The sequence below is a fragment of the Riemerella anatipestifer genome (assembly GCF_009663465.1).
Lineage (GTDB): Bacteria > Bacteroidota > Bacteroidia > Flavobacteriales > Weeksellaceae > Riemerella > Riemerella anatipestifer_C.
The window spans coordinates 1-24458 of sequence record NZ_QXHU01000003.1; the positions used below are offsets into that span (position 1 = coordinate 1).

A 24458-nucleotide genomic window follows, 5' to 3' on the forward strand; every position below is an offset into this window, starting at 1 on the left:
ATTGTATAGCGTTTTTATCACTGTCACTTGTTTTATGTATTTGAGAAAACAAATTCAATGAAAAAATCGTTAAAAGCAGTTTTAGGAGCCGTGTTTTCATAAAATATCGCATAACGGTCGGGTATTGCCGAAGGCGGGGCTTATTAGCACCTAACTTCAACTAAAATACCATACTCCAAAAGTAAACAAAATTTTCTAAAAAAACAATTAACCCCGCTTGCGGCAATACCTTGTTAGCAGACGTATTCTTTCGATTATAAGTTAATTCCAAGATTCAATTTTCCGCCAAGTCCAATTTCCACAATTTTTTGAAGTGTGGAAAGCCTTACATCTTTAATATTGTTCTCAACTTTTGAAATATAACCTTTATTTGTTCCGCATTTTTTAGCAAGTTGCTCTTGTGTAAGACCTTTTTCAAGTCTTGCTTGCTGAATTAGAACTCCGAGCTTAAACTCCTCAAATCCTTTTTCAAATTCATCTCTTTTTTTAGTTCCTTTTTTTCCGTATTCTTTGTCAAGAATTTCAGTTAGGGAAGTTAAATTTTTATTTTTCATTTTCGTATTCCTTTTTGATTTTTAATGCTTTTTCAATTTCTTTTTTCGGTGTCTTTTGCGTTTTCTTTTGGAATCCATTGGTAAGAACAATCAGTTTCCCTTCATCAAAAAAACAAAATATCCTAAAAATATCGTTTCCAAACTGAACTCTTATTTCATAAAGTCCGTCAGTTCCCTCCATATGTTTAAAGTATTCGGTTGGGATTTTTTCAACAGTTTCTATTACCATAAAAGCCCATAATATTTTCTCTTTTACTTTTGGCTTCTGCTTTTGGAAGAAGTCAAAGAAGTAATTTTTATAAGCGAAAACATTTCTAAATTTCTTTTCTTCCATATCGCCTACAAATATATAAAAAGTTGTTCAAATGTACAACTTTTGTTTTATGCGAAATTTTCAGCTATATGCCTGCTAACGGTTTCGGGCTTTGCGTTCGGGCGGGTTTCGGAGCACAAAGCTTCAATTTAATACTAAAGTTTATTAGAAGCACTTAGCTTAAAGTTTACACGTCAGCCCGCCTGACGCAAAACCCGTGTTATAGCCAGTTTTTATTTTTCGATTTTTATTAATTCATTTTCGAAAATTATACAATGAGGCATCCAACAGTCAGAGTATTCAGTTCCAATTTCGTGTCCATTGTTGCAGGTCTTATTAAGTCCGTCCATTCCATCAAGTCCACAACAACCATTTAATCTTTTAAAATCTGAATGATTTTTAGAGTTTAACAAGTCACTTTTATTAATGAGTATTTTGCCTTTAGATTCTCTGAAAAATTCACCGTTACTTATACAATAACAACCCATCTGAATGAAGTCTTCATTGTCGTTTTCATTCAAGCTGTCAATACTATTGTTTTCCTTCAACTCTTTGGTTAAAGGCAAGCCACATTGTCCGCACCTAATAATCATTTGTCTTATTCATAAATGGTTGCACCTTTAAAAATGTCTGCAAATGTTGACCATTCTGGTTTGTCAGCGTTTACATTTAGTTTCATATTGTCGTAATAACCTTGAATGTCTTCTGTGTATGCGCTTAACGCTTCCAAAAAATCAGGCAAAGTTTTGTTTTCCCAATTTTCAGAATTGTCCAAAAGGTCCTTGCGTAATAAGTCAAGGAACTTAATGAAAGATTGTCTGTCCGTTACTTTAAAGTCGTTAACTGTGTCGTTCATAAAATTGGCTATAACGGTGGGGCTTTGCGAAGAAGCGGGCTAAAAAAAACACTAACCTTCCCCAACTACACAAAGGTAATAAAAATTACATTATGTCCAAATAAAACCGCTCCCGCTTTTTTGCAAAACCCGTGTTGCACGCTGGACTTTCATTCAGTTGCTATTTGATATTCACAATATGGTATATTCGCACAGGTTAAAATTCATTTTTTCAAGCTTTTTCAGTCAATTTCAGTTTCCTAAAATCAATTCCAGTTTTTCAAATTCAACTCTTCCCTATTTTCAATTCGGCTTTTCATAGGAATTATAGTCACTAAGTTGGTAAAGTCAATTCAGAGCCTGCTTCGTTGTACGCTATACTATTGAAAATTCACTCCGAGTAAAAGTCAATTCTATTCCGTAGTATAAAAAAACAGAAAATGAATTCAAACCTTTCAACATTCTCTTTGTTCGGTTTGGATTCAGTTTCTTTTATAACGCTAAAATTCAACTTTATTTCGGCAGAGTGATTTTCAGTAGTGTGGCGTGCAACGGCTCGGCGGCTTTGCGAAGTTTCCTCTGGAAGCTCTGCTTCCAAGAGGAAATTTTGCAAAACCGCTTGATGGGCGAAGTTCGCGAAGCGACGAGCCCATCAGGCGGTGTAAGCCGCCGAGCCGATGTGGCGAAAGGAGCGAAGCGGATTTCGCCACATCGGAAAAAGTATTTGCGAAGGGCGGGTTAAATTGAACGAATAGTTCAATTTCGACCAACCAAAGCAGATGCTTTTTCCGTATTGCTAATTTAAGAAAAAAAGTAATACGGAAAAGCAGGAGCGAATAAATACTCCAAATTTTTCAACTATTACTTAATCCCGCCTTTTGCAAATACTATGTTATCTGCAGGCGTTTTTTAGATATTTTTGAATTCGTAATCTTTATCAACAATTATTCCTCCGCAATTTTTGAAATTTCCATATTGTCCACACCATTTCTCTAAATCATTTAATTTCCCCGTGTCCCTAAGAATTATTCCATATAAATTATTAGTTTTCTCATTCGTAACAATTCCGTATTTATTTTTCAATTTACTTTCATTCCAGGATGGAAATCCCCAACTTCAATTTTGTTTTTGAGGAATTTCGGATTTGATATTCCAAAATTTTTATAGTTTTCTTTTGCTTTATTCAAGGATATTTCATTCGCACCACCTTCAAAATTTGGATTTTCAGATTGAACATTATCATCTTCCCAAAAACAAATCTCACATATTTCAAATGTTCCATTTGGAAATTCAGTTAGCGATAAATTTTCGCAACATTTACATTGAAAATTTTCTTGTATTCTATTTTCCACTCTTAGAAGAATTTTTGTAATACGCTTGCAGATAACGGGAAAAGTATTTGCGAAGGGCGGGCTTGAATTGGACGATAAGTTCAATTCAGCACAACCGAAGCGGATGCTTTTCCCATATTGCTAAATTAAGAAAAAAAGTAATATGGAAAAGCAGAAGCGGATAAATATTACCAAATTTTCAACCCTGCACTTACCCCCGCCTTTTGCAAATACTATGTTAGCGGCAGGTGTTTTTCCTTATTTTGTTGCAATATAAATCTCCACTTCCGAATCTTGACCTTTTTGGCTGTTTTCCCCATATACTTCAAAGTCATAAGTATATTTTCTATTGAGTTCTTCGTCTCTATTCCAAATGTCTATCCAAGTATTCATAACAGCGTTCGGCATTTCGCCTTTTGCTACGAATTTTTGAAAGTTCTCGGCTTCAAATTCCCGACCGACTAATCCGTTAGGGATTTCATTTAGTGTTGAAACAGGAACACCTATAATCGCAGTATATTCCTCGGTGTAGTTGCTTTTGTAATCAGTATAAATTGAAAATATTTCATCTGATACTTTATTCGGTATCTTCTCAAAAATGTTTTCCGCATAGAATTGCCCCCAAAGTTTTCCCAAATCTTCCTTTGATTTGTTGTCTTTGTTTGTTGTCCGAATGGAAATTCCAATTACTTTAAATCCGTTTTTCATTTTATTGTTTTATCAACTGTTGTTATTCTGTATGTGTTTAATGCACTGTAATTCGAATGTTTTTTTTAGAATTTGGGCTTTGTTAATGCTCATATTCAAAAAATTTCTTTTCAGCCGTGCGTTTTGATACACTTGCCGCTAACGGTCGGGTATTGCCGAAGGCGGGGCTTATTAGCACCTAACTTCAACTAAAATACCATACTTCAAAGATAAACAAAATTTTCTAAAAAAACAATTAACCCCGCTTGCGGCAATACCTTGTTAGCGGAAGTATTTTTATTCCAACATTTTCTTAAAATTTGGAGCACCTAACGCCAAATACAAATTGATACGTTCAATTCGTTCCTGTAATTCTAAATCAATTACTTTTATTTCAATTTTTAACAAATTTCTTTGTTTTTGTATTAAATCAGAATTATTGCTTGTTCCTATTTGGATTTGTTTTTTGGTTAATTCAATATTTTTGGTCATTTCTGTAATGGCATCTATATTGTATTCTAATTGTTTTTCTATAGATAAGGTATTTGACCAAGATGATTCCATCTCATTAAGGGCATTCAGTACCGTTTTTGAATATTCTTCTATGGCAATTTGTTGCTCCGAATTTTTTATTTCGACATTGGTTTTCAGTTGTCCGCCGTTAAAAATTGGTGTTGTTAAACTTCCACCCACTTTTACCAACGGGTTTGAAAAAAGTGAACTAATTGCGAGCACATTCGTATTGGCACCACCTAATGTAGAACCGATACTTATTGACGGCAATCGGGAAAATTTAGTGCTTTGCACTTCGTAAAACAATTTTTCAATCTGGTAATGTTTTGCCAAAATATCGGGTCTGTTTTCTAATAGCGATAGCGGAAACGAAGTAGGGACTTTTGAATTAATTTTATAGAAATTATCAGAAGTAGTCACTTTGCCTTCGGGATATTTTCCTATAAGCAGTTCTAATGTACGCTTGGATTGTGTGTTGGCATTTTTGATTTTTTCTAAATAACCATTCAGTAAAATTAATTCCGATTTTATGTTAGAGATATCCAAAGCATTGGCTGTTCCTACTTTGTTTTGAATAGTATATATCTTTTCGAGATTTTGGGTTAATTCAATATATTGGTTGACTTTAGCTTCTTGCATATTTCCTGCAATATTTAAGAAATAGGCTTTAACAATCATTCCAGCAATGGTTTGTTTTAACCGTTCGTTGATGTATTTGGCAGAAAAATAATTGCTGACACTTGCCATTTTGTTGGCTTTGTTTTTTCCTAAAATATCCAATTCCCAATTTGCCTGAACGCCTAATTTTTGAATGTTTGAACCATTGGTCAGATTATTAGATGTGTTGGCAATGGCATTTACGCTTGGATACAAATTGCTTCCGGCAATATTCATCGAAAGTTCAATTTGATTGAGCTTTTCTTCTGCAATTACAATGTCTGTATTATACTTTATTCCTTCTTGAATTAAGGAAGTAAGTTGCGGATTGTTTAGCTCGGTTATCCAGTTATACGAAAAATCTTCAGCGTCTGCTGTATTGTCTAAAATCCAATTTTCAGGAATTTCCACATTTTCTTTAATTATCGAAGTTTCTTTCAGTTTATCGATTTTTTCTTTTGACGCATCTTTGTATAAAAGGCAAGAATTTAGATTAAACATTAATGCAAAAAGACCAATATTGATAAATATTTTTTTCATTTTAATGCAATTTTAGAATGAAATAGTTTAGTTTACTATTTACGCGTATCATTACTTTTCTAATGAGATGCAAAGGTTTGATATGTTTTGAATAAATCACCGCATTTCCACGAGCTCCCACCGTTAAATTGTCTGTAGGATTTTCTAGTACAAATTTAGCGACTAGTTTTCCTTCAAGCTCTGGATGGTCTTTAGCCGTGTTGGGCAATCCAGAAGTTGTCCCACCACCAATCATTCCTGCGGAGTTGTTCATTATACCTTGGCTTGTAGCATCTATCACGTATTCTAATTTTGCTTTTATTATTTTTCCGGGTTCAGTTTTTACGGCTATTTCTACTTCGTCACCAGGTTTTACTGCTTGTAATTCGTTTTGCGAGAAAACTGCCATTACAGCTTGTTGTTTTTGGATAAGCACAAAAGCCGATTTAAAAGGTGCTAAAACAGCACCCTCATTTAGTTGAACATTCGGTATTAATCCGTCGGTTGGGGCAACAACTACCGTTTGGCTCAAATTCCATTGTGCTTGTGCCAATTTTGTTTTTAATTCGGCTATAGAAGAATGTTCTCCACCATATGAAGTAGATGTTTTGGTAAGCAATGATTGGTAATTGGCTTGTGCGGTATTCAGTCTTGATTGCAAATCTTGTGCATTGGTAATTGCCTGTTCTAAATCGAACTTGTTAGCGGCACCTGCATTTACCAATTCTTGGTATTGAGCTACTCTTTTATTGGCAAGATTGAGTTGCGATTGAATGCCTTCAATATTTTTTCGGGCAGCTGACAAATCGCTTGAATATGAAGCTACGGTAGATTGCATATTGCTTATCTGTGCTTCTAATGCTTTTACTTCCAATTCAAAAGGGGTTCTGTCTAACACAAAAAGCGTATCGCCCTTTTTTACTTCCTGATTGGTTTTTACATATACTTTTTTTACCCTGCCCAATATTTGCGAATTGATATCCACACTTCTATTTCCGATGGTTACATCAGAACTTGTGGGGCAATAATAATTTAAACTTAACAACAAAGCTATTGTTCCAAAAATGGGGACGGAATAAACTACAACTTGAGTTTTAAAATTCCAAGGTATGAGTTTTAATTTTTTAATTAATAACCAACAAATTCCGGCATAAACGCCAATTATCATTTCTAACATAGTTAAGAGTTTTTATTCGTTATTTTTGGTTTGAGTACTTTCGGATATAGTATTTTCTACTTTTTCAAAAGAATTTTCTTTAGTTTTTGTATGCTCTATTTTTCCTTCAGTTTCTTCATCGGGATACTCTACATCAGAATATTTGTAGTTTGCCCAAACTAAGGCAAAAGGCCAAAGTAACCCACCAAAAAATAAGGATAACAAGCAAAGCGTTTTTATTGCTTTTAGTTGTGGATGATGATTTTTTTCGGCTACTTTCTCAGGATAAATATGTACCTGCCAAAAAATGTAAATACCCACAATAGGTAAAACAATTAAAACTACCCACGAAGCTACATCGGCTATTTTATCTTCAATGCTGCCGCCCATAGCGTAAGTGCAATTGAATGCCATAAGTAAAGTTAATACTAGTAATTTTCTTTTCATATTAATATTTAATTTTTAGTTTGAGTTTTTAATATTTCCGCTAATGGTGGGGCTTTGCGAAGAAGCGGACTAAAAAACCACTAACATTACCCCAACTACACAAAGGTAATAAAAATTTCATTATGTCCAAATAAAACCGCTCTCGCTTTTTTGCAAAACCCGTGTTGCACGCTGGACTTTCGTTTCAGTTTCTATTTGGTATTCACAATATGATATATTCGCACAGGCTAAATTTCAGTTTTCTAAATTCAATTCCAGTTTTTCAAATTCAACTCTTCCCTATTTTCAATTCAGCTTTTCATAGGAATTATAGTCACTAAGTTTAAGTTGGTAAAGTCAATTCAGAGTCTGCTTCGTTGTACGCTATACTATTGAAAATTCACTCCAAGTAAAAGTCAATTCTATTCCGTAATATAAAAAATAGAAAATGAATTCAAACCTTTCTACATTCTCTTTGTTCGGTTTGGATTCAGTTTCTTTTATAACGCTAAAATTCAACTTTATTTCGGCAGTGTGATTTTCAGTAGTGTGGCGTGCAACGGTCAGGGTATTGCCGAAGGCGGGGGCTTCTCAGCACCTAACTTCAACTAAAATACCACTTTTCAAAGATAGACAAAAGTTTTGAAAATGCAACTTCTCTCCCGCTTTCGGCAATACCTTGTTATGTGCTGGCATTTTTCTGTTCGTGTTCTAAGAGCCACTTTTTACGTTCCAAACCTCCTCCGTAACCTATCAGTTTTCCGTCTTTACCAATTACTCGATGACAAGGAATAATGATTGATATTCGATTAAATCCGTTTGCAGAAGCGACTGCTCTTATCGCTTTTGGCTTGTTAATGTTTTCAGCTTGTTGCTGATAGGTTAATGTTTTACCGTATTCGATTTTTTGTAAATAATTCCAAACTAAATTCTGAAAATCCGTTCCAGGTGTTTCAAGTTCTACTTCAAATGTCTTTCTTGTTCCTTTAAAATATTCAGCGATTTCCTTTTTTGCTTGTTTAATGTGTTCGTTTTCGCCTGCAATGATGTTGGCGTTCAAGCGTTTCTGTAAATCTTTAAATTCGGTTTCGAGCATTCTTCGGTCAACAAATTCCAATAAGCAAACTCCATTTTCGGTAGCACAAACGAACATTGGACCTAAAGGTGTTGTGAATCGGCTGATTAAGATTACATTTTTAGTTGTGCTATTAGTAGGAGAATCGCCCATTATTTTTTTGAATGTGTAACCAAACCCGCTTAAAGATTCATAACCAGAATCGAAAGCGGTTTCAGTGGTATTTTTTCCGTGTTTTAGTTCTTGAAAAGCAACATTAATACGATACATTCTTTGATAAGATTGAAAAGTCATTCCGTAATTTTTATTAAACCACCTACGCACAATTTCAGGACTAATATTCATTTGGCGAAGTTGATAGTCCGTAATTTTCGATTTAGGATTTTCTTTAACTAATTGAATTGCTGTTTGAACTTGTTCGGGTGCTTCGTTAGCATTTTCAGTTGGCTTGCACACTTTGCAGGGTCTATAACCATTGTCTAAAGCGTCTTTAAATGTAGTGAAAAATTCAACATTTTCTTTTTTGGGTTTCCTTGCCCTACAAGTTGCTATACAAAAAACCGAAGTCGTTTTTACACCAACAAAGAAGATGCCTACAAAGCTGGGATTTCGCTCCAACAAGGCTCTGTAGTAAGTGTCTATTGCTTTATTTTCTGTAATTCGCATTAAAAAATTGGTTTAAATGATTGTCTATTTAAAATTTCTTCTGTCTTATGTCTAAATTGACAATACATATTGTCAAAAATAAAATTGCCCATACTTATTCTTTTAACTCCCAATTTTTTAAGTGTATCGAAATCGGGAAGATTGGGCATACACATTACATTGATTGGTAATTGGGTGCATTTTACAACTTCTTCAATATCTGATATTTGCTCAATGCAAGGAACAAAAATTCCTTTTGCTCCAGCGTTTTCATATAGTTTAATTCTTTTTTTAGTTTCTTTAATTGTATTTGGAACCTTCAATAAAAATGTGTCGGTTCTTACATTTATAAAAACATCTATATTCTCTTTTTGTAAATTTTCTACTATTTCAAAAATTGTATTAGCAAATTTTTTAGCATCTAATAGACTTCTGGTTTCATCTACAATACTGTCTTCAATATTAACTCCGACAACGCCTAAAATAGATAGTTCTTTAATATGGTTAGCAATTTCTTTTGGATCTCGACTATAACCTGATTCTAAATCAACTGATAGAGGTAAATTTGTATTTTCAGCTATTCGTTTTACCACATATCTCAATTCAGTAAAACTCATTTCTTCACCATCTTGATATCCAAAAAGAGAAGCAATTGCTGCACTAGATGTTCCGATTGCTTGAAAATTCAACTCTTCCGCGATTTTTGCACTTGGTACATCCCAAACATTGGCAATTAATAAAGGGGTGTTTTGATTGTGTAAGTTTTTAAATTTCATCTTTGTTAATTATTTGACACAAAGAACCGATAATGAAATTTATTTAGCAACCGAAAACTGGACGAGTATTTTTTTCAGCTTGCACATAACGGTCTGCAGCTTGGCGAAGGTGGCTTTTGAGCGTTGGCTCTGTGCGTTGGATAGCCACTTTTGCCAAACTGCTGTTAGGTGAAGATTATTTCTTTAGTTTATTTCTCAATTTTTCTATTTTTTCAATAGACAATCCTGTTAATTCAGAAATAGTTAAACTATCCAATCCTTTTTTTATCCCATTCGTAGCAATTTCAATATTTCTTTTTTCAATAACCTTGAATTCCGCTTCCGTTTGTAGAGAAAATACTTCACTTGCTTTTAAGTGTAGTGCGTCCAAATAGCGATTGTATCCGTATTGGTCATCTTGTGGTAATCGCATAATATCTAACACTTCATTCGCCTCTTTCAATCCTTTGGCTTTGAAGCTATCCTTTACTTCACTGTTTTTCAAAAAGTAAATCCACTCGTCCAAGGTGTTTTTTGCCACATCATTAAACTGATTCACTTTCAGCAAATAGTATTCAGGAAAAATGTCTGAAACTTCTTCTTTCAAGAAAGTCTTTTTTTGTTTGTCGGACAAAGTCAGTACATCATTGTTGTGCATTCCGATAAAGTTCGTTTTGCCTTTGTAAATATAGTCATCGCCCTGTCCTAAGTCAAAGTAAACGATATTGATGGAAATCACTTTTTTAATTTCCGAGTATTTCTGTCCTAAACGTAAATTTTCTGAAATCGCTTTGGAAGTTCCATAAGCCATTCTATGGAAAAAGTCAATCTCGTAAGTATTTTGTATCTCAATAATGATGAGTTCGTTTTTAGAGTTTTTGGTCAAAATATCCACACGATTGAATTTGTCGCCATCGTATTCTTGATTACTTTCGCTTTCAAGGATTTGTTCAATCTTAATGTCGTCAAACAAAAGTTCGCTCAAAAAACCCTCCAAAACCACAAAATTAGTTTTGTTTCTTAACAGTCTTTTAATCGCCCAATCAAAACGGATTAACTTTTTACTCATAATTCTTATTTTCGTTAGGTCACAAAGTTATGAAATTTATCCGATTTTGAAATGTGATGTTGTTAAAAATTTTCGCCTAACGGTCGGGTATTGCCGAAGGTGGGGCTTATTAGCACCTAACTTCAACTAAAATACCATACCTCAAAGGTAAACAAAATTTTCTAAAAAAACAATTAACCCCGCTTGCGGCAATACCTTGTTAGCCGTAGTTTTTGTTATTTCAGTTTTGTTAATGCTTGGGAATTTTTCAATAGAAAAACATACTGAAAATAATCTGTTGTAAAAGTCCCTTTTTTAGGAACAATATTTTCTCCAAAAACTCTTGATTTTACACTAATTAAATGTTGAGATTGTAAATAAGGTGAATCCTTTGAGTTCAATTTAAAGAGGGTAATTGAATTAGGTTTACTTAATTCTTTTAAATCATTGATTCCCTTAACAAGTTGAAATGGACCATCTGCATTAATCCAATCCACTTTTTCATTTTCTGGGGTAGGGAATTGGGGATTTTTAGGAAGGTACATTTCGCTGTCTAATGTATAACTAACAAAACTTGTGGTTTTTATACCCAAATTTTTCAGTTCAGAAGCAAACGTTTCTTTTCCATTTTCAGTAACATTTTGCAAGACGTGGAAAAAACCAAAAAGACCATAAAATTTTTCATCTTCAAGATTCATTTTTTTGATTGAGTTTTTTAAATTAGTTGCCATCGCCAAGTCTCTTGTACCTTTTGAATCATCGTCGAAATTCTTGTCGATTCCAATTACTGTAATTTTTAATGAATCTGTTAGTTTTTGGTTATAATCATAAATATCGTTCCATTTGTCAAATAGTTCCTGACTTGATTGTTGCGGAATTCTTTTTTTAATTGCTAAAACAACCTCTTTTAAAGTTTGTTGATTTTTCGATTCATCTGTCAAAAAAACATTAAGTTTTTTAGCAGTAATGCTATCCATTTCAGCGATGTAATATTTAACACCCAATTTTTTATTTAGGAAAAAAAGTAACTCTTTGTCCAATTTTTGATTGTCAGCATAGCCGTGAATTTCTCCTAAAAGGAAAACCTTTGATTTATAAAAATCATCATCAAATAATTTGTCATTAATTGAGTTTGTGATTTCAGTATTGTTTTTTGCCAAGTAGGTTATATTATTTTCATTTTTAGACTCTAAAAACAATTTATTGCTAATAAAAAAGTACAAGACAAATAGTAAACAAACACTTAAAATGGTAATAAATGCGTACTTAATGATTTTTAAAAATTTCTTCATTTTTTATTTTGTTAATTATTTTGGTTCAAAGGTATTGTCAATGGAATCAATACGCAAAAATTAATTACTCAACTTTTGTTTTTCTATGATGAATTGTCTTTTAATTGCGATGTTGTTTAAAATTACGGCTAATGGGAAAAGTATTTGCGAAGGGCGGACTAAATTGGACGAAAAGCTCAATTCAGCACAACCGTAGCGAATGCTTTTTCCGTATTGCTAATTTAAGAAAAAAAGTAATACGGAAAAGCAGAAGCGGATAAATATACCCAAATTTTCAATTCAACACCTTAATCCCGCCTTTTGCAAATACTATGTTAGCAGAAGTTGTTTTTAGTTTTTGTAGATTGTCGCTATTATTTCCTTGTTACTTTCTTTTATTTGGTCTATAATTATTCAGGCAACCTCAGTTGAAATTTTTATTGATATCCAGTTTAAAGGGATTCCATTTTCTATTTTTCTCACTTCTTCTATTTGCTCTATTTTTTGGCTTTTTTTTAAATCCGTGAAAATTTAGCATAATTATTTTTCGATTTCAATATTTCCTTCAATTAATTCTCCTATTATAAAGAAACCTTGATTTATATTTTTGTAGAATCGTAGATTAAGAATTTTCCAACTGCGGATTGACTTGTGGTTTCCATTATTTATACAGTTTCGAGAAAAATTTTTGCAAAATATTTTTTCTATCATTTTCAGCAGGTTCATACGGCTCATAGATTCCATAAATTAAATTTGAAAATTCTCCAGCAGAAAATCTTACAATTTTATTTCCAGAACTTATTTCGAAAACATCAAAATCATATTTTTTTTTGTGGAGTGGATCTTGAATTTGGATTTTTTCTCCAGTATTTTTCCAGTTAAAATCCCAAATATTTAAATTTTCTATAAAATATGGTTCACTCTCAACAATAGTTTTTTTGAACTGCCAAACTTCTTTCATTTTTTACAGGGAATTTGGTTACAATTTCTGCTAACGGAAAAAGTATTTGCGAAGGGCAGGTTTGAATTGGACAACAAGTTCAATTCAGCACAACCGAAGCGGATGCTTTTTCCGTATTGCTAATTTACTCAAAAAGTAATACGGAAAAGCAGAAGCGGATAAATATAACTAACCTTTCAGCCCTGCACTTAACCCCGCCTTTTGCAAATACTATGTTATGCGAGGTTACTTCTTTTCCATTCGCTTTTAGAAACTTGAAATAAATCCATCTCCTTGTTATTATATTGTATTTTTCTACTAAAACTCATTCCATTTTTTAAGGCAACATTTTTGGAGTTTTCATTTTCGGGTACAATTATCGAAACTAACCTATCATGAAAATTATGTTCAAACGCAAAATCTCTACATTTTTTAGCACTTTCAACAGCAAAACCTTGCATTCTATATTTTGGAAGAATTGAATATGCAATTTCTAATTCAAACTGATTTTCAACTTCTCTAGCTAAAAGTCCGCACTGACCTATTAACTTGTTACTCTCTTTTAATATTAGAACATTTTGTCCACCTAAATTATTTTCGTAACGATTAAAAGTCCATTCAAACCATTTTTCACATCGTTCATTTGAAGTTTTATACTCGTCCATTCCCAGCATTTTAGTGGTATATTCGTCCTTAAATAACTCAAGCCAAGTTTCAAAATCAGAGTTTTCTAATTTCCTAAATTTTAACCTCTCTGTTTCTTCGTTTATTAATAAATATTTCATTATTTTATCTAAATGCTGTTTTATTTGTAATCTCGCATAACGGTCAGGGTATTGCCGAAGGCGGGGCTTATTAGCACCTAACTTCAACTAAAATACCATACTTCAAAGATAAACAAAAGTTTCTAAAATGCAAATATCCCCCGCTTGCGGCAATACCTTGTTGGCAGAAGTTTTTTACTTTTTCTTCTGGTCGTACTTACTTATTTGTAGAAATTTAATAGGGTCTTCCATTTCTATTATATCTATTATCGCCTGCCTCTTATCTCTTGCATTTTTATAATACTCTTCTGCTATTTTGTAACCCATATAATACCCTAAATCTGCGGGTTTTTCCTTTACACTTTTGTGGTTATACAGCCAATTTGCAATACTTTCATTACATAATTCATTTTTAAGTTCTGTCCACAGTTGCTTTTCGTGTCTATCTCCATAAGTATGAGCCACTTTGTTGATTTGTGAACCCGAAATTAACTCACCAATAAAATCACAAATGCCTTCGTGAAGAATAGCGTATAATAAGGGGCAGTTTATAGCATCTTTGTTTAGAGAATATTTTTGTTGTGTGTGTACGTATTCGTGTGAAACCATATTTTTTATGTTTTGTCCGATATCTGTTCCGCTTGAGAGGACTTTACTATAAGCATTATTATTAAATTCTGACAAATCTACATCTTTTGTTGAAGTTGTTACTTCAGTTCCAATTAATAAAAAATTTTCAGATACGGTTCCTCCTGTATTTATTAAACCAATAGCAAAACATATTTTTTTTGGTTTGAAATTTGGGTATATTTCTCTAAACTTATTTACAACATCCTCAATTATTGCCACAGAGTTTTTTGCTTCTATTGTATTCTTTCTTATTGAGTTATAAAATTTAGGGAAATTTGATACTTGATTTACAAATTTTTCAGCTGTAAACTCTCTTGCTTCAATAAAATCTTTTAAACCATCAGTTCCTCTGTCAAGATAAATTGTTTGAAAAGAATTGATACTATCCTTACGTGTTTTACAATGCTTTAAATTATCAAATGCTTCCCAAAAATGGTCAATATCAAGTGTTTGGACTGTTTTTTTATTTTCAGGCTCTAATTCTTTTTTTATCTTTTCTCTTAATTCTATTTCTGATTTTGATAATTTCTTAACCAATATCGTTACCTGTCCTTTTTCAGAATTTCCATCTTCATCAAGCCTTACGATTTTTAATTGATATATTTTTGTTTGAGTAGGTGAATATTCAAATTTTTCATATCCGTTTTGTCCATTCGGTGAGTCTTTTTCAAGAATTTGTTTATTGTTTTCATCCGTAAATATCAATTTTACATCGATTCCTTGCTGTAAGACAGAAAAAACGTACAAATTCCCTTTTTTAAGTCGAAAAGAGTAGTTAAGATTGTTATCTCTATCAATATTTATGTTTGCATATTCTTTATCTATTTCAATTAGACGGGATTGTCCAAAAATATGTGTGATTGCTAAAAATAATAATATTACTAAAATTCCTCTTTTCATATTTAATCGTTTTTTATTAGAGTATTTGTAAAATTACTGCCAACGGTCGGGTATTGCCGAAGGCGGGGCTTTTCAGCACCCAACTTCAACCAAAATACCATACTTCAAAGGTAAACAAATTTTTCTAAAATGCAAATATCCCCCGCTTGCGGCAATACCTTGTTACCAGCTGTACTATTTTTTGTCTTTTCCGCATAGTTTTCAGTCCGCATGTTTTTCACATTTTCAGCGTTCAAGTCTACAATTTGACAGTTTAGTTTCTCAGCCTTTAGTCAGTTCCGAAATCCATTCGTTTTTCCGCATAGTTTTCAGTCCGCACGTTTTTCACATTTTCAGCGTTCAAGTCCACAATTTGACAGTTTAGTTTTTCAGCCTTTAAGTCAGTTCCGAAATCCATTCGTTTTTCCGCTTTTCGTCAGTTTGAGGTTCTTTCCTTTCAGATTTTTCCTCTCTTTTTAGATTTTAAAAGTCCAACATTCAGTCGAGTGTTACGAGTTATCAGCTGTACTCTCCAACATTTTTTAAGAGTCGGCTCATTCAAATATGCTTTCAAGTCGTCCGTTGTAGAAAATGAATTTAGACCCTCTAACACATTCTGCTCAACTGGGTCTGAATTCAGTTTCTTATTATTCACAATTTAGAGCGTTTTGAATCGTTTCAGTTCCTTAGCGAAATGTTTGGAGTGTATAGCTGGTAACGGCTCGGCGGCTTTGCGAAGTTTCCTCTGGAAGCTCTGCTTCCAAGAGGAAATTTTGCAAAACCGCTTGATGGGCGAAGTTCGCGAAGCGACGAGCCCATCAGGCGGTGTAAGCCGCCGAGCCGATGTGGCGAAAGGAGCGAAGCGGATTTCGCCACATCGGTTGGTGGCTTTGCGTTCGGGCGGGATTTTTAGCACTAAACTCGACACGAAGAACCACACTTCAATTATACGAAAAACTGTCAAACGAAGCACATAACCCCGCCTGACGCAAAACCACGGTTATGGGCTGCCTTTCTTTATCGCTTCAAGTTTGGTCAGCGTGATTATTCGTTGTCCAGCCGAGTTTACAGCGTTTGCTCTGTCCCAAGGTTCAGCACCGTCACCAAAATATTTTGTTTCAAAATCTAATGTCTGTTTGTTTAATTTTAATACTAATAGCTTTTGAGGTTTTTTTCTAAGGCCGACAGAATTCTTTTGAGTTACTTTAATTTGAATTTGATTTCCGTCTTTGTCTAATGCGTCATAACCTTCTTTTGAAGATTTTTCCAATGTCAATTTGAATTTATTTGCAGCATAAACTTCTCCGATACTGCCAAACAGGTGTCCGTCTAATGTAAATTTACGACCATACTTTTTATAACGATTTTCAAGGTCGGCTGAAATTTCTAAGAGAGTTTTTAAAGTATCTTTTAAATGTTTCATAAGCTATCAAAATAGCGGTGGGCTTCGCCCACCGCTATAGAATTATTTTTGCATATCAATTGCAGCGTTCAACATTTTAGTTTGAATTTTAACCATTCGTTTCATCTGACTTGCTGAAAGTGATTGTTGGTTTTCTGCATCCTTCAAACTTTTTTCTAAGTCTTGTGCTTTTTCCATAAGTGCTGGATATTCTTGCATAGCAGACATATCACCTTTATTTGCTTTCTTTAAAAACACCAAATATTTATCTACGTAGGCTTCATAGTCGTCCAATACTTTATCATAATTTTCGTCTCCTGAACTTGAAACTTCTGTGTCATCTTCTGAATTTGAGCTTTCATCAGAGTTGCTTGATTTTTTTTCTTTTTCACTTATTAATGAAGTAACTGAAAAGCCTTTGAGGTCATTCTCTTTTTTTGCTAAAATTTTTTTAAAGTCTTCCCCTATCAACTCATATGGGGTTTCCATATAAAACGTAGCAACAAATTCACCACTTCCTTTTTTTAAAAGTCCTTCAAGATTTTGAACTGGGTCATAACAACACCATCCATCAAATTTAAGTTTATTCAATCCTGAAACAGGCATTCCTCTATTATCTAAAAGGTCAATAGAAATGTGGTCTATTCCTTTCGTTTCACCCATACCTGGAAAAGACTTATTTACTTTAAATTTTATTTTGGCTTCCAATGCCTTACCATATTCAGAGGAAGGTATTATTTTAATCTCTTGACTCACAATTTCCAGGTAATTTTCTAAGTCTCCAGTAACTGCATTTGAACTGGATTTAAGTGATAATTCTTCAATACTCTTTCCACAAGAAGAAAGAAATAATGATATTGTCAGTGCTAATGTAAGCAATCTGAAACTTGTCTTTATTTTGTTCATTTATATTCTGTTTTATTTTGATTTAAATTTAGTTAGTCCGTTTTTAGTGACTGTCGGAAAAGTCAATTTACTTGTCAGTCCAATAACCGTCAAGAACTATCAAAATAGTCAATCGGTGGTTCTCTTGTCCGCAAAACGGCTGTTCTCATAAGGTTGCCCATAACGGTTTGCAGCTTGGCGAAGTGGCGGATTTAGAAGTACTTACTTTCATTCTAGCACTATTGTTTATTTGAAAACCAAATGTTCAATTTAGTACTGAACCCGCCATTTTGCCAAACTGCTGTTGGCGGTAGGTTTATTTTATTTCGTATCGTTTAAATTTCAAGTCAAACATATTTTCAGTGAATTTGTTTTGTAAATACTCATCAGCAAATTCCCAAACTTTATCCATCAAATCATCGTTTTCGTCAACAAAACCCTCTCCAATATCTTCCGCAATTTCTCCTTGTGTGATAATATATTTCCTGTCAAGTTCACCATTTGTATATTTTTCAAAATAGTAAGTGTCAGATACATCAGATGCCATAAATTGCACAACTTCACTTTGAATATTTGTTAAGTCATATATTTGTCCTAATTCCATAATTATAAGAGTGCCGTTTTCAGTCTGCAAAATATCAACTGTATTTTCGTCTCTGAAACTACTTGTTGCTTCTTCAAAGTCTACATCTTGCAAATATGTCAGTTTGTTTTCTAACAAATTTTCAATCTCTTGCTCTTTGTCAAGTTTTTGTTTGATAATTAGTCCTGCAATGTTAAATCCCATAATTTCTATTATTTTATTTTAAATATTTAGTGTCGGTTTACAGTCTCTAAAAACTTACCGCCAACGGTTTGCAGCTTGGCGAAGTGGCGGATTTTGAAGCACTTACTTTAATTTTAGCACTAAACTTCATTTGAAAAACAAATGTTCAATTTAGCACTGAACCCGCCATTTTGCCAAACTGCTGTTGTATGCTGTGCTTTTATTTTAGTATTGTTTCAAGTTCTACTTTTTCTAAATTTTTGTCATCTCGTATAAAATCTCGAAAACCAGCGGAATGTTGTCCGCCAACAATTACTAAAATCCTTTCGTCTGTTTTGTCAATTTGTTTTTGAATTAACGAATACATATACAAGTTTCGTTTAAACCTTTCCGAAACAAAATACGCTCCAGAAAAATCATCTTTACTTCCAGCTTTGTTGAACAAACTTATATATCCACTATTCAGCTTGTCTTCAAGTTCTTTGTTGTTAAAAAAAAGCAGTAAATTTTTTATTGATTTTTCTTGCTGAAATTTTGTAACAATTGCTTGTCCATATTCACCAAATTCCCTTTGTATTTCATTCATTAAGTCAGTTTGATTTGCTTTTTGAATAGCAATCATTACCGTGTCGTTTGGTTCGTTTATTAAGTAGTCAAAAGCATAAAGTTTTTTGTGTTTTAATTTGTCTGCAAGTTTAAATCCCAATTGTTGAACTTCACTTTCAAAATACATAGTTTCATTCTTTCCATATTTCTGTTTTATTAGTTCAAAAGTCTTGTCCTTTAAATACAAATTATACAATTCGTCTAGTTCGCCCTGTTTACTAAATTCCCATTCAACAAATATTTTAGTTGGTTTATAGGTTTCAATTTGTTTTATTATTTCAGTAAGTTCCTTTTGCTTGTCTTTATTGTTAATGTCAAAGTCAACACCAAATTGAGATTTAACTAAATGAAAATGGAAAGTTCCCAAAGTCAAAATTTTATTTTTTTCTTGTCCAAAAGTTAGTGTTGAAATAAATAAAAGTGCAATTAAAATTCTGTTTTTCATCTTTTTATGTTGTTAATTATCTGTCGTTTTATTGGTTGCGAAGTGTTGGTTTTAGCATAGCATACAACGTTTGGCAAATTGGCGATGGAGCCGACTTTTAGCACAAATGTTGAATAGAATTACTAATCTTCAACATTGCACAAAAGTTCAATAGAAGTACTTCACCGGCTCTATTGCCAATTTGTTTGTTATGTGCCGTTTTATTCCATTTTATACATTTAACAATTGCTGAAACGTAAAGTCGGGTTTAAACATTTCAATTTCGTTTTGAGTTGATTCTTCTTGTGCTTCTTTGCCATAGATAAACATTTGCTGTTCATAATTTTTAACAGCCTCTTCAATGCTATTAAATTTTCCATCGGCTAGATTATCAGACAATATCAAGGCATCCACCAACCCACTATTTACTCCCTGCCCTGCAAAAGGCGGCATCAAATGTGCGGCATCCCCAATCATTGTTATGGGTAATGGGCGCTTGCTTTTCCAAGGCTTTTCTAAAGGAAATATCCGTGTAGCCAATCCTACAAATGACAACGTCGTATGAATCAATTCTTTGTAGCGTTCGTCCCAATCGGAAAATTTTTTCAGAAGAAAATCAACGACACTATTTCTGTTTTGAAAATCTACCTGCGTTTGGTTTTTCCATTCATCAGGTGTTTTAAAACTTATTCCAAAATGCAATGCACCATTATTATTGGGGTTAGCAAATAATAAATTACCTTGGTGAGATGCCATTAGCCGGTTTCCATTGCATAGCTGAAAAAATCCAGGACAGTTTATCTCTGGTTGATGAATATCGGCTTGTATATTGAAAGTACCTGTTTCTTCAACTTCCGTGTCGGTAACAAATTTTCTTACCTTGGACATCCCGCCATTGGCAAGAATAACTAAATCTGCTGTTTCACTCGGTTTATTCTCAAAAGTTAGTGTCCACTTCTTCTTACCAGGTTCAAGCATAACAAGTTTTCTATCCCAAATAACCGTGTCGTTTTCTAAACTATTCAACAAGATAGCCCTTAAGTCATTTCTGTTTATTTCAGGATTGTCAAATCGATTTTCGGGCTTTACATTTTTTGTGGATAAAATATTGCCTTTTTCATCAGCAATATTTACACCCATTGGTAAGGCTAAGTCATAATAAGTTTGTAACAATCCCGCTTTTTTCATTGCTTCCTGACCTGAACCTTTGTGTAGGTCAAGGGTTCCACCAAAAATTCTTGCCTCTCGGTCGTTGTCTCTTTCGTAAACTGAAACGTCTATGCCGTTTTGCTGTAATAATTTTGCCATAGTCAGTCCAACGGGTCCACCACCAATTATTGCAACGTTCTTATCACTAAGTAAATTCATTTGTTTGTCTGTATCTATTCGCATTGTCATTCAAAAATGGCACATAACGGGAAACGCATTGGCGAAGTGGCGGATAAATTGGACGAAAAGTTCAATTTAGCAGTAACGTAGCCGATGTGTTTTCACAGAAGCTAAATTATTAAAAAAAAGCTGAATGTGGAACACATTCGGCGGAATAAAATGTAGAAAGTTTTAAGTTAGCACTTAACCCGCCATTTTGCCAATGCGATGTTATGTGAAGGAATTTTTAGTATCTTTGTATTCAAATAATTCACATTTTATGTATTTCAGCAAGCCTTGGTAATTAAAAATTAAAGTAAATGATTAAATCGTCTTTTTTGAGATGATTACTTTTTAGTACGTTAATTTTTAATTTAAAATAAGGTAATAATGAAAAATATAAAACCTTTAACTTTTCCGTTTAATTCGGAAAATAATACATCTATAAAGCAAAGTCTTTTTCAATTTCGAGAATATTTTGATTCTTCTACAATTGTTGGTTTAGGCGAAAACTCACATTTTATAAAAGAGTTTTTTAAATTCAGACATCAAGTTATTGAGTTTTTAGTAACTGAATGTGATTTTGACACCTTGGCATTTGAGTTTGGTTTTTCTGAAGGATTAGAAGTTGATAAGTGGATAAAATCACAAATTCCATTCGACGATTTGGATAAGTTACTGTCACACTTTTATTATCCAAATGAGTTTAAAGATACTTTGCTATGGCTTCGTCGGTATAATCAAGACAATAATAATCAAATTACCTTTTTGGGTGTTGATATTCCTAAAAATGGAGGTTCTTATTTTCCAAACTTTCACATTGTGTCTGATTATTTACAAAGACTTTCAATCGTTTCTTCTGATGTCTTACAGAAGATTTTAAATCTTGCTGAAAAATTTGATTTCTATTCGACTTCTCAGCTTGCGTTAAATTTATCGCTTTTTGACGAAGCAGAACATAATGAATTAAAAGCATTGCTATTAAAAGTTTACATTCGTTTGGTCACTCTTCAACCAAAACTGGAAAGTTTAGAGTTTCAATCGATACTTCATCAAGTTAAAGGCTTGATTTATATGAATTATAATGCTGATGCTATGGAAAGCTTCATTACTGAAAAGGGAATTGAGGGAGATATGGGAGCAAAAGACCAGTATATGGCAGAAAGTATTGATTGGTTTTTGAAAAATTCACTTGGTAAAAAGATTATTTTAGTTGCCCACAATGCTCACATTCAAAAAACTCCGGTCGATTTTGACGGATTTATTAGTTGTTATCCAATGGGGCAAAGACTTTCGATGACTTTTGGAGAAAAATACAAAGCATTTGCAATAACTAATCTACGTGGAGAAACTGCCGCATTGTATCCTGATAATGATTATCAATTTGGTTTTAGGGTTGATAAATTTCCACTTGATTCTCCAGAGTCGGATTCTGTTGAATTTTTTATGCAGGAATTATCAGGAAAAGAATGCTGTTTAATAATCAATAAAAGTAAGGAATTAAAAAATTGTAGTAAGATTCGTTTTGATTCTATACATCTAAAAACTGAAATAGTAGATTCTTTTGATGGGATTTTCCTAATAGAAAAATCAACTGTTTCAGAAATAGTGGATTGAGAATAATGTAAATTTGATTTCGAAACGGTACTTTCTTTTTTGGAGGTGCCGTTTTATTCTTTCACATAACGTTTGGCAAATTGGCGATGGAGCCGACTTTTAGCACAAATGTTGAATAGAATTACTAATCTTCAACATTGCACAAAAGTTCAATAGAAGTACTTCACCGGCTCTATTGCCAATTTGTTTGTTATGTGCCGTTTTATTCCATTTTATACATTTAACAATTGCTGAAACGTAAAGTCGGGTTTAAACATTTCAATTTCGTTTTGAGTTGATTCTGCCTGTGCTTCTCTTCCATAAGCAAACATTTGCTGTTCATAATTTTCAATAGCCTCTTCAATGCTGTTAAATTTCCCATTGGTCAGATTATCCGACAATATCAAGGCATCCATCAACCCACTGTTTACGCCTTGTCCTGCAAAAGGAGGCATCAAATGAGCAGCATCTCCAATCATCGTTATGGGTAATGGACGCTTACTTTTCCAAGACTTATCTAAGGGAAATATTCGTGTCGCTAACCCTACAAAAGATGATGTCAAACGAATCAGTTCTTTGTAGCGTTCGTCCCAATCGGAAAATTTTTTCAGGAGAAAATCAACGACACTATTTCTGTCTTGAAAATCTACCCGCGTTTTGCTTTTCCATTCATCAGGTGTTTTAAAACTTATTCCAAAATGCAATGCACCATTATTATTAGGATTCGCAAATAATAAATTACCTTGATGAGCAGCCATTAGCCGGTTTCCATTGCAAAGCTGAAAAAATCCAGGACAGTTCACCTCCGGTTGATGAATATCGGCTTGTATATTGAAAGTACCTGTTTCTTCAACTTCCGTGTCGGTAACAAATTTTCTTACCTTGGACATCCCGCCATTGGCAAGAATAACCAAATCTGCTGTTTCACTCGGTTTATTCTCAAAAGTTAGTGTCCACTTCTTCTTACCAGGTTCAAGCATAACAAGTTTTCTATCCCAAATAACCGTGTCGTTTTCTAAACTATTCAACAAGATAGCCCTTAAGTCATTTCTGTTTATTTCAGGATTGTCAAATCGATTTTCGGGCTTTACATTTTTTGTGGATAAAATATTGCCTTTTTCATCAGCAATATTTACACCCATTGGTAAGGCTAAGTCATAATAAGTTTGTAACAATCCCGCTTTTTTCATTGCTTCCTGACCTGAACCTTTGTGTAGGTCAAGGGTTCCACCAAAAATTCTTGCCTCTCGGTCGTTGTCTCTTTCGTAAACTGAAACGTCTATGCCGTTTTGCTGTAATAATTTTGCCATAGTCAGTCCAACGGGTCCACCACCAATTATTGCAACGTTCTTATCACTAAGTAAATTCATTTGTTTGTCTGTATCTATTCGCATTGTCATTCAAAAATGGCACATAACGGTCAGGGTATTGCCGAAGGCGGGGCTTATTAGCACCTAACTTCAACTGGAATACCACTCTTCAAAAGTAAACAAATTTTTCTAAAAAGCAAATATCCCCCGCTTGCGGCAATACCTTGTTAGCTGTAGTGCTTATTTTTTACTAATTTTCATTATAATATGATCAAAATTTGCTTTAATTTTTTTCTTTAATTCATTCAAAAAGTCCACTTTAATATTTTTTGAATCATTTAATGTCAAATCATTTTCATCATAGACAGTTTCTGAAGATTTTTTAGGTATAAGCGGAAAAGATAGACGCAAATCTCTCTTCATAACAGGATATGTTAATCTATTATCTTCTAAAACATAGTATAGAAAATCGATATTATTATAATATACATATTGTTTTTTCTTTCCTTTCATAGTTAAAATTCCATAGTCAAAATTATATTTGTATGTTGTTTTGAGAGGATTTAAGGAATTAAATAAATTATTAGAGCGAATTATAAATAAGGCATTAAAATCTTTACTTAGACAATAATTTTTTAAATATTCCTTAATTTTCTTATTAGGCTGTTCAGGAACATAATCATATAAAATTGAAAAATCAAAGTCATTAATTTCATTATTAATTAAATTATTATCAATTATAAGAGAATCGATAAATGGTTTAATATCATAATGTAGATTTTCAATATTTAATACATCATAGTTGTATCCACCTTTTAGATGTATATGTTTTAATTCTGAATCATATTTTGCAACTATTCCTAATTTCTGACCATTTGATATTGTTATTAGAAAAGTTAAGATTAATAAAAATATTTTTTTCATCTTTTACGAGTTATTTATAAACATTACAGCTAACACACAAATATACGAAATATTTCTAGTTCAGAAAAATATTTTATTAACCCTTAAAAGAAAACAATTAAAAAATTGAAAATCAAAAAATATAATATAAATTCATTTATTGCGTATTTTATATTTTTTATAAAAAATATCCCTTTTTA

General features: G+C 33.0%; 25 protein-coding genes. 1 reads left to right on the forward strand and 24 read right to left on the reverse strand.

The window, feature by feature from the left end; genetic code table 11:
* Positions 1-254 precede the first annotated feature (254 nt).
* The 22 genes from D1003_RS04450 to tet(X) (D1003_RS04560) all read right to left on the reverse strand — a co-directional run bounded on the left by D1003_RS04450 (position 255) and on the right by tet(X) (D1003_RS04560) (position 20479).
* Positions 255-554: a helix-turn-helix domain-containing protein gene (locus tag D1003_RS04450; RefSeq protein ID WP_014938954.1), complete on the reverse strand. Its 300-nt coding sequence runs from the start codon at positions 552-554 to the stop codon at positions 255-257.
* Positions 544-888 (reverse strand): type II toxin-antitoxin system RelE/ParE family toxin, encoded by a 345-nt coding sequence (locus D1003_RS04455; RefSeq protein ID WP_153935894.1) that lies wholly within the window; start codon positions 886-888, stop codon positions 544-546. The genes D1003_RS04450 and D1003_RS04455 overlap by 11 nt, the downstream gene beginning before the upstream one ends.
* Positions 889-1100: 212 nt before the next feature.
* Positions 1101-1460 (reverse strand): hypothetical protein, encoded by a 360-nt coding sequence (locus D1003_RS11030; protein ID WP_185148329.1) that lies wholly within the window; start codon positions 1458-1460, stop codon positions 1101-1103.
* 5 nt (positions 1461-1465) lie between these two features.
* Positions 1466-1723, reverse strand: a complete 258-nt coding sequence (locus D1003_RS04465) for a hypothetical protein (protein WP_153935895.1) — start codon at positions 1721-1723, stop codon at positions 1466-1468.
* Positions 1724-2781: 1058 nt separating this feature from the next.
* The gene (locus tag D1003_RS04475; RefSeq protein ID WP_221410917.1) at positions 2782-3054 is read right to left on the reverse strand and encodes a CPCC family cysteine-rich protein; all 273 of its coding nucleotides are present in this window, start codon (positions 3052-3054) and stop codon (positions 2782-2784) included.
* A gap of 237 nt (positions 3055-3291) precedes the next feature.
* A complete protein-coding gene (locus tag D1003_RS04480) occupies positions 3292-3741 on the reverse strand; it encodes a GyrI-like domain-containing protein (RefSeq protein ID WP_079206201.1) in 450 nt (149 codons plus the stop codon).
* Between the two features lie 276 nt (positions 3742-4017).
* The gene (locus tag D1003_RS04485) at positions 4018-5430 is read right to left on the reverse strand and encodes a TolC family protein (RefSeq protein WP_153935898.1); all 1413 of its coding nucleotides are present in this window, start codon (positions 5428-5430) and stop codon (positions 4018-4020) included.
* Position 5431: 1 nt separating this feature from the next.
* Positions 5432-6586, reverse strand: coding sequence for an HlyD family secretion protein (locus tag D1003_RS04490; protein WP_153935899.1), 1155 nt, complete (start codon positions 6584-6586; stop codon positions 5432-5434).
* 12 nt (positions 6587-6598) lie between these two features.
* Positions 6599-7012, reverse strand: coding sequence for a DUF3302 domain-containing protein (locus tag D1003_RS04495; RefSeq protein ID WP_153935900.1), 414 nt, complete (start codon positions 7010-7012; stop codon positions 6599-6601).
* A 661-nt stretch (positions 7013-7673) separates the two neighbouring features.
* Positions 7674-8732, reverse strand: a complete 1059-nt coding sequence (locus D1003_RS04500) for a bifunctional transcriptional activator/DNA repair enzyme AdaA (protein WP_153935901.1) — start codon at positions 8730-8732, stop codon at positions 7674-7676.
* Positions 8732-9487, reverse strand: a complete 756-nt coding sequence (locus tag D1003_RS04505) for an isocitrate lyase/phosphoenolpyruvate mutase family protein (RefSeq protein WP_153935902.1) — start codon at positions 9485-9487, stop codon at positions 8732-8734. The genes D1003_RS04500 and D1003_RS04505 overlap by 1 nt, the downstream gene beginning before the upstream one ends.
* Before the next feature lie 175 nt (positions 9488-9662).
* On the reverse strand, positions 9663-10535 hold the full coding sequence (locus D1003_RS04510; protein ID WP_153935903.1) for an Rpn family recombination-promoting nuclease/putative transposase: 873 nt from the start codon (positions 10533-10535) through the stop codon (positions 9663-9665).
* A 215-nt stretch (positions 10536-10750) separates the two neighbouring features.
* Complete coding sequence (locus tag D1003_RS04515) at positions 10751-11806, reverse strand: hypothetical protein (protein ID WP_153935904.1); 1056 nt, start codon at positions 11804-11806, stop codon at positions 10751-10753.
* A gap of 640 nt (positions 11807-12446) precedes the next feature.
* Complete coding sequence (locus tag D1003_RS04520; RefSeq protein WP_185148330.1) at positions 12447-12746, reverse strand: hypothetical protein; 300 nt, start codon at positions 12744-12746, stop codon at positions 12447-12449.
* A gap of 215 nt (positions 12747-12961) precedes the next feature.
* Positions 12962-13510, reverse strand: a complete 549-nt coding sequence (locus tag D1003_RS04525; RefSeq protein ID WP_153935905.1) for a GNAT family N-acetyltransferase — start codon at positions 13508-13510, stop codon at positions 12962-12964.
* 174 nt (positions 13511-13684) lie between these two features.
* On the reverse strand, positions 13685-15019 hold the full coding sequence (locus D1003_RS04530; protein WP_153935906.1) for a DUF2268 domain-containing putative Zn-dependent protease: 1335 nt from the start codon (positions 15017-15019) through the stop codon (positions 13685-13687).
* A gap of 268 nt (positions 15020-15287) precedes the next feature.
* Positions 15288-15416 carry a hypothetical protein gene (locus tag D1003_RS11210; protein WP_260393325.1) on the reverse strand — a complete coding sequence of 43 codons (129 nt, stop codon included), beginning with the start codon at positions 15414-15416 and terminating at the stop codon, positions 15288-15290.
* A gap of 582 nt (positions 15417-15998) precedes the next feature.
* Positions 15999-16421, reverse strand: coding sequence for a DUF6998 domain-containing protein (locus tag D1003_RS04540; protein ID WP_153935908.1), 423 nt, complete (start codon positions 16419-16421; stop codon positions 15999-16001).
* Between the two features lie 42 nt (positions 16422-16463).
* Positions 16464-17306: a DUF6591 domain-containing protein gene (locus D1003_RS04545; RefSeq protein WP_153935909.1), complete on the reverse strand. Its 843-nt coding sequence runs from the start codon at positions 17304-17306 to the stop codon at positions 16464-16466.
* Between the two features lie 295 nt (positions 17307-17601).
* The gene (locus tag D1003_RS04550) at positions 17602-18072 is read right to left on the reverse strand and encodes a hypothetical protein (protein ID WP_153935910.1); all 471 of its coding nucleotides are present in this window, start codon (positions 18070-18072) and stop codon (positions 17602-17604) included.
* Positions 18073-18271: 199 nt separating this feature from the next.
* Positions 18272-19102 (reverse strand): DUF5694 domain-containing protein, encoded by an 831-nt coding sequence (locus D1003_RS04555; protein WP_153935911.1) that lies wholly within the window; start codon positions 19100-19102, stop codon positions 18272-18274.
* A 210-nt stretch (positions 19103-19312) separates the two neighbouring features.
* The gene (gene tet(X), locus D1003_RS04560; protein ID WP_153935912.1) at positions 19313-20479 is read right to left on the reverse strand and encodes a tetracycline-inactivating monooxygenase Tet(X); all 1167 of its coding nucleotides are present in this window, start codon (positions 20477-20479) and stop codon (positions 19313-19315) included.
* Positions 20480-20839: 360 nt separating this feature from the next.
* Here tet(X) (D1003_RS04560) and ere(D) point away from each other — a divergent pair, with 360 nt between their 5' ends.
* Positions 20840-22066: an EreD family erythromycin esterase gene (gene ere(D) / locus D1003_RS04565; RefSeq protein ID WP_017686219.1), complete on the forward strand. Its 1227-nt coding sequence runs from the start codon at positions 20840-20842 to the stop codon at positions 22064-22066.
* Positions 22067-22278: 212 nt separating this feature from the next.
* On the opposite strand, the gene tet(X) (D1003_RS04570) is transcribed toward ere(D), so the two are convergent.
* Both tet(X) (D1003_RS04570) and D1003_RS11215 read right to left on the reverse strand, forming a co-directional pair.
* The gene (gene tet(X) / locus D1003_RS04570; protein WP_107046667.1) at positions 22279-23445 is read right to left on the reverse strand and encodes a tetracycline-inactivating monooxygenase Tet(X); all 1167 of its coding nucleotides are present in this window, start codon (positions 23443-23445) and stop codon (positions 22279-22281) included.
* Positions 23446-23595: 150 nt separating this feature from the next.
* A complete protein-coding gene (locus D1003_RS11215) occupies positions 23596-24279 on the reverse strand; it encodes a hypothetical protein (protein WP_260393327.1) in 684 nt (227 codons plus the stop codon).
* Positions 24280-24458: the final 179 nt, after the last annotated feature.

Excerpts from the sequence above, each read along its gene's own strand:
- D1003_RS04450 (WP_014938954.1), bottom strand. The coding sequence starts at position 554 with ATGAAAAATAAAAATTTAACTTCCCTAACTGAAATTCTTGACAAAGAA.
- D1003_RS04455 (WP_153935894.1), bottom strand. The coding sequence starts at position 888 with ATGGAAGAAAAGAAATTTAGAAATGTTTTCGCTTATAAAAATTACTTC.
- D1003_RS11030 (WP_185148329.1), bottom strand. The coding sequence starts at position 1,460 with ATGATTATTAGGTGCGGACAATGTGGCTTGCCTTTAACCAAAGAGTTG.
- D1003_RS04465 (WP_153935895.1), bottom strand. The coding sequence starts at position 1,723 with ATGAACGACACAGTTAACGACTTTAAAGTAACGGACAGACAATCTTTC.
- D1003_RS04480 (WP_079206201.1), bottom strand. The coding sequence starts at position 3,741 with ATGAAAAACGGATTTAAAGTAATTGGAATTTCCATTCGGACAACAAAC.
- D1003_RS04485 (WP_153935898.1), bottom strand. The coding sequence starts at position 5,430 with ATGAAAAAAATATTTATCAATATTGGTCTTTTTGCATTAATGTTTAAT.
- D1003_RS04490 (WP_153935899.1), bottom strand. The coding sequence starts at position 6,586 with ATGTTAGAAATGATAATTGGCGTTTATGCCGGAATTTGTTGGTTATTA.
- D1003_RS04495 (WP_153935900.1), bottom strand. The coding sequence starts at position 7,012 with ATGAAAAGAAAATTACTAGTATTAACTTTACTTATGGCATTCAATTGC.
- D1003_RS04500 (WP_153935901.1), bottom strand. The coding sequence starts at position 8,732 with ATGCGAATTACAGAAAATAAAGCAATAGACACTTACTACAGAGCCTTG.
- D1003_RS04505 (WP_153935902.1), bottom strand. The coding sequence starts at position 9,487 with ATGAAATTTAAAAACTTACACAATCAAAACACCCCTTTATTAATTGCC.
- D1003_RS04510 (WP_153935903.1), bottom strand. The coding sequence starts at position 10,535 with ATGAGTAAAAAGTTAATCCGTTTTGATTGGGCGATTAAAAGACTGTTA.
- D1003_RS04515 (WP_153935904.1), bottom strand. The coding sequence starts at position 11,806 with ATGAAGAAATTTTTAAAAATCATTAAGTACGCATTTATTACCATTTTA.
- D1003_RS04520 (WP_185148330.1), bottom strand. The coding sequence starts at position 12,746 with ATGAAAGAAGTTTGGCAGTTCAAAAAAACTATTGTTGAGAGTGAACCA.
- D1003_RS04525 (WP_153935905.1), bottom strand. The coding sequence starts at position 13,510 with ATGAAATATTTATTAATAAACGAAGAAACAGAGAGGTTAAAATTTAGG.
- D1003_RS04530 (WP_153935906.1), bottom strand. The coding sequence starts at position 15,019 with ATGAAAAGAGGAATTTTAGTAATATTATTATTTTTAGCAATCACACAT.
- D1003_RS11210 (WP_260393325.1), bottom strand. The coding sequence starts at position 15,416 with ATGGATTTCGGAACTGACTTAAAGGCTGAAAAACTAAACTGTCAAATT.
- D1003_RS04540 (WP_153935908.1), bottom strand. The coding sequence starts at position 16,421 with ATGAAACATTTAAAAGATACTTTAAAAACTCTCTTAGAAATTTCAGCC.
- D1003_RS04545 (WP_153935909.1), bottom strand. The coding sequence starts at position 17,306 with ATGAACAAAATAAAGACAAGTTTCAGATTGCTTACATTAGCACTGACA.
- D1003_RS04550 (WP_153935910.1), bottom strand. The coding sequence starts at position 18,072 with ATGGGATTTAACATTGCAGGACTAATTATCAAACAAAAACTTGACAAA.
- D1003_RS04555 (WP_153935911.1), bottom strand. The coding sequence starts at position 19,102 with ATGAAAAACAGAATTTTAATTGCACTTTTATTTATTTCAACACTAACT.
- D1003_RS11215 (WP_260393327.1), bottom strand. The coding sequence starts at position 24,279 with ATGAAAAAAATATTTTTATTAATCTTAACTTTTCTAATAACAATATCA.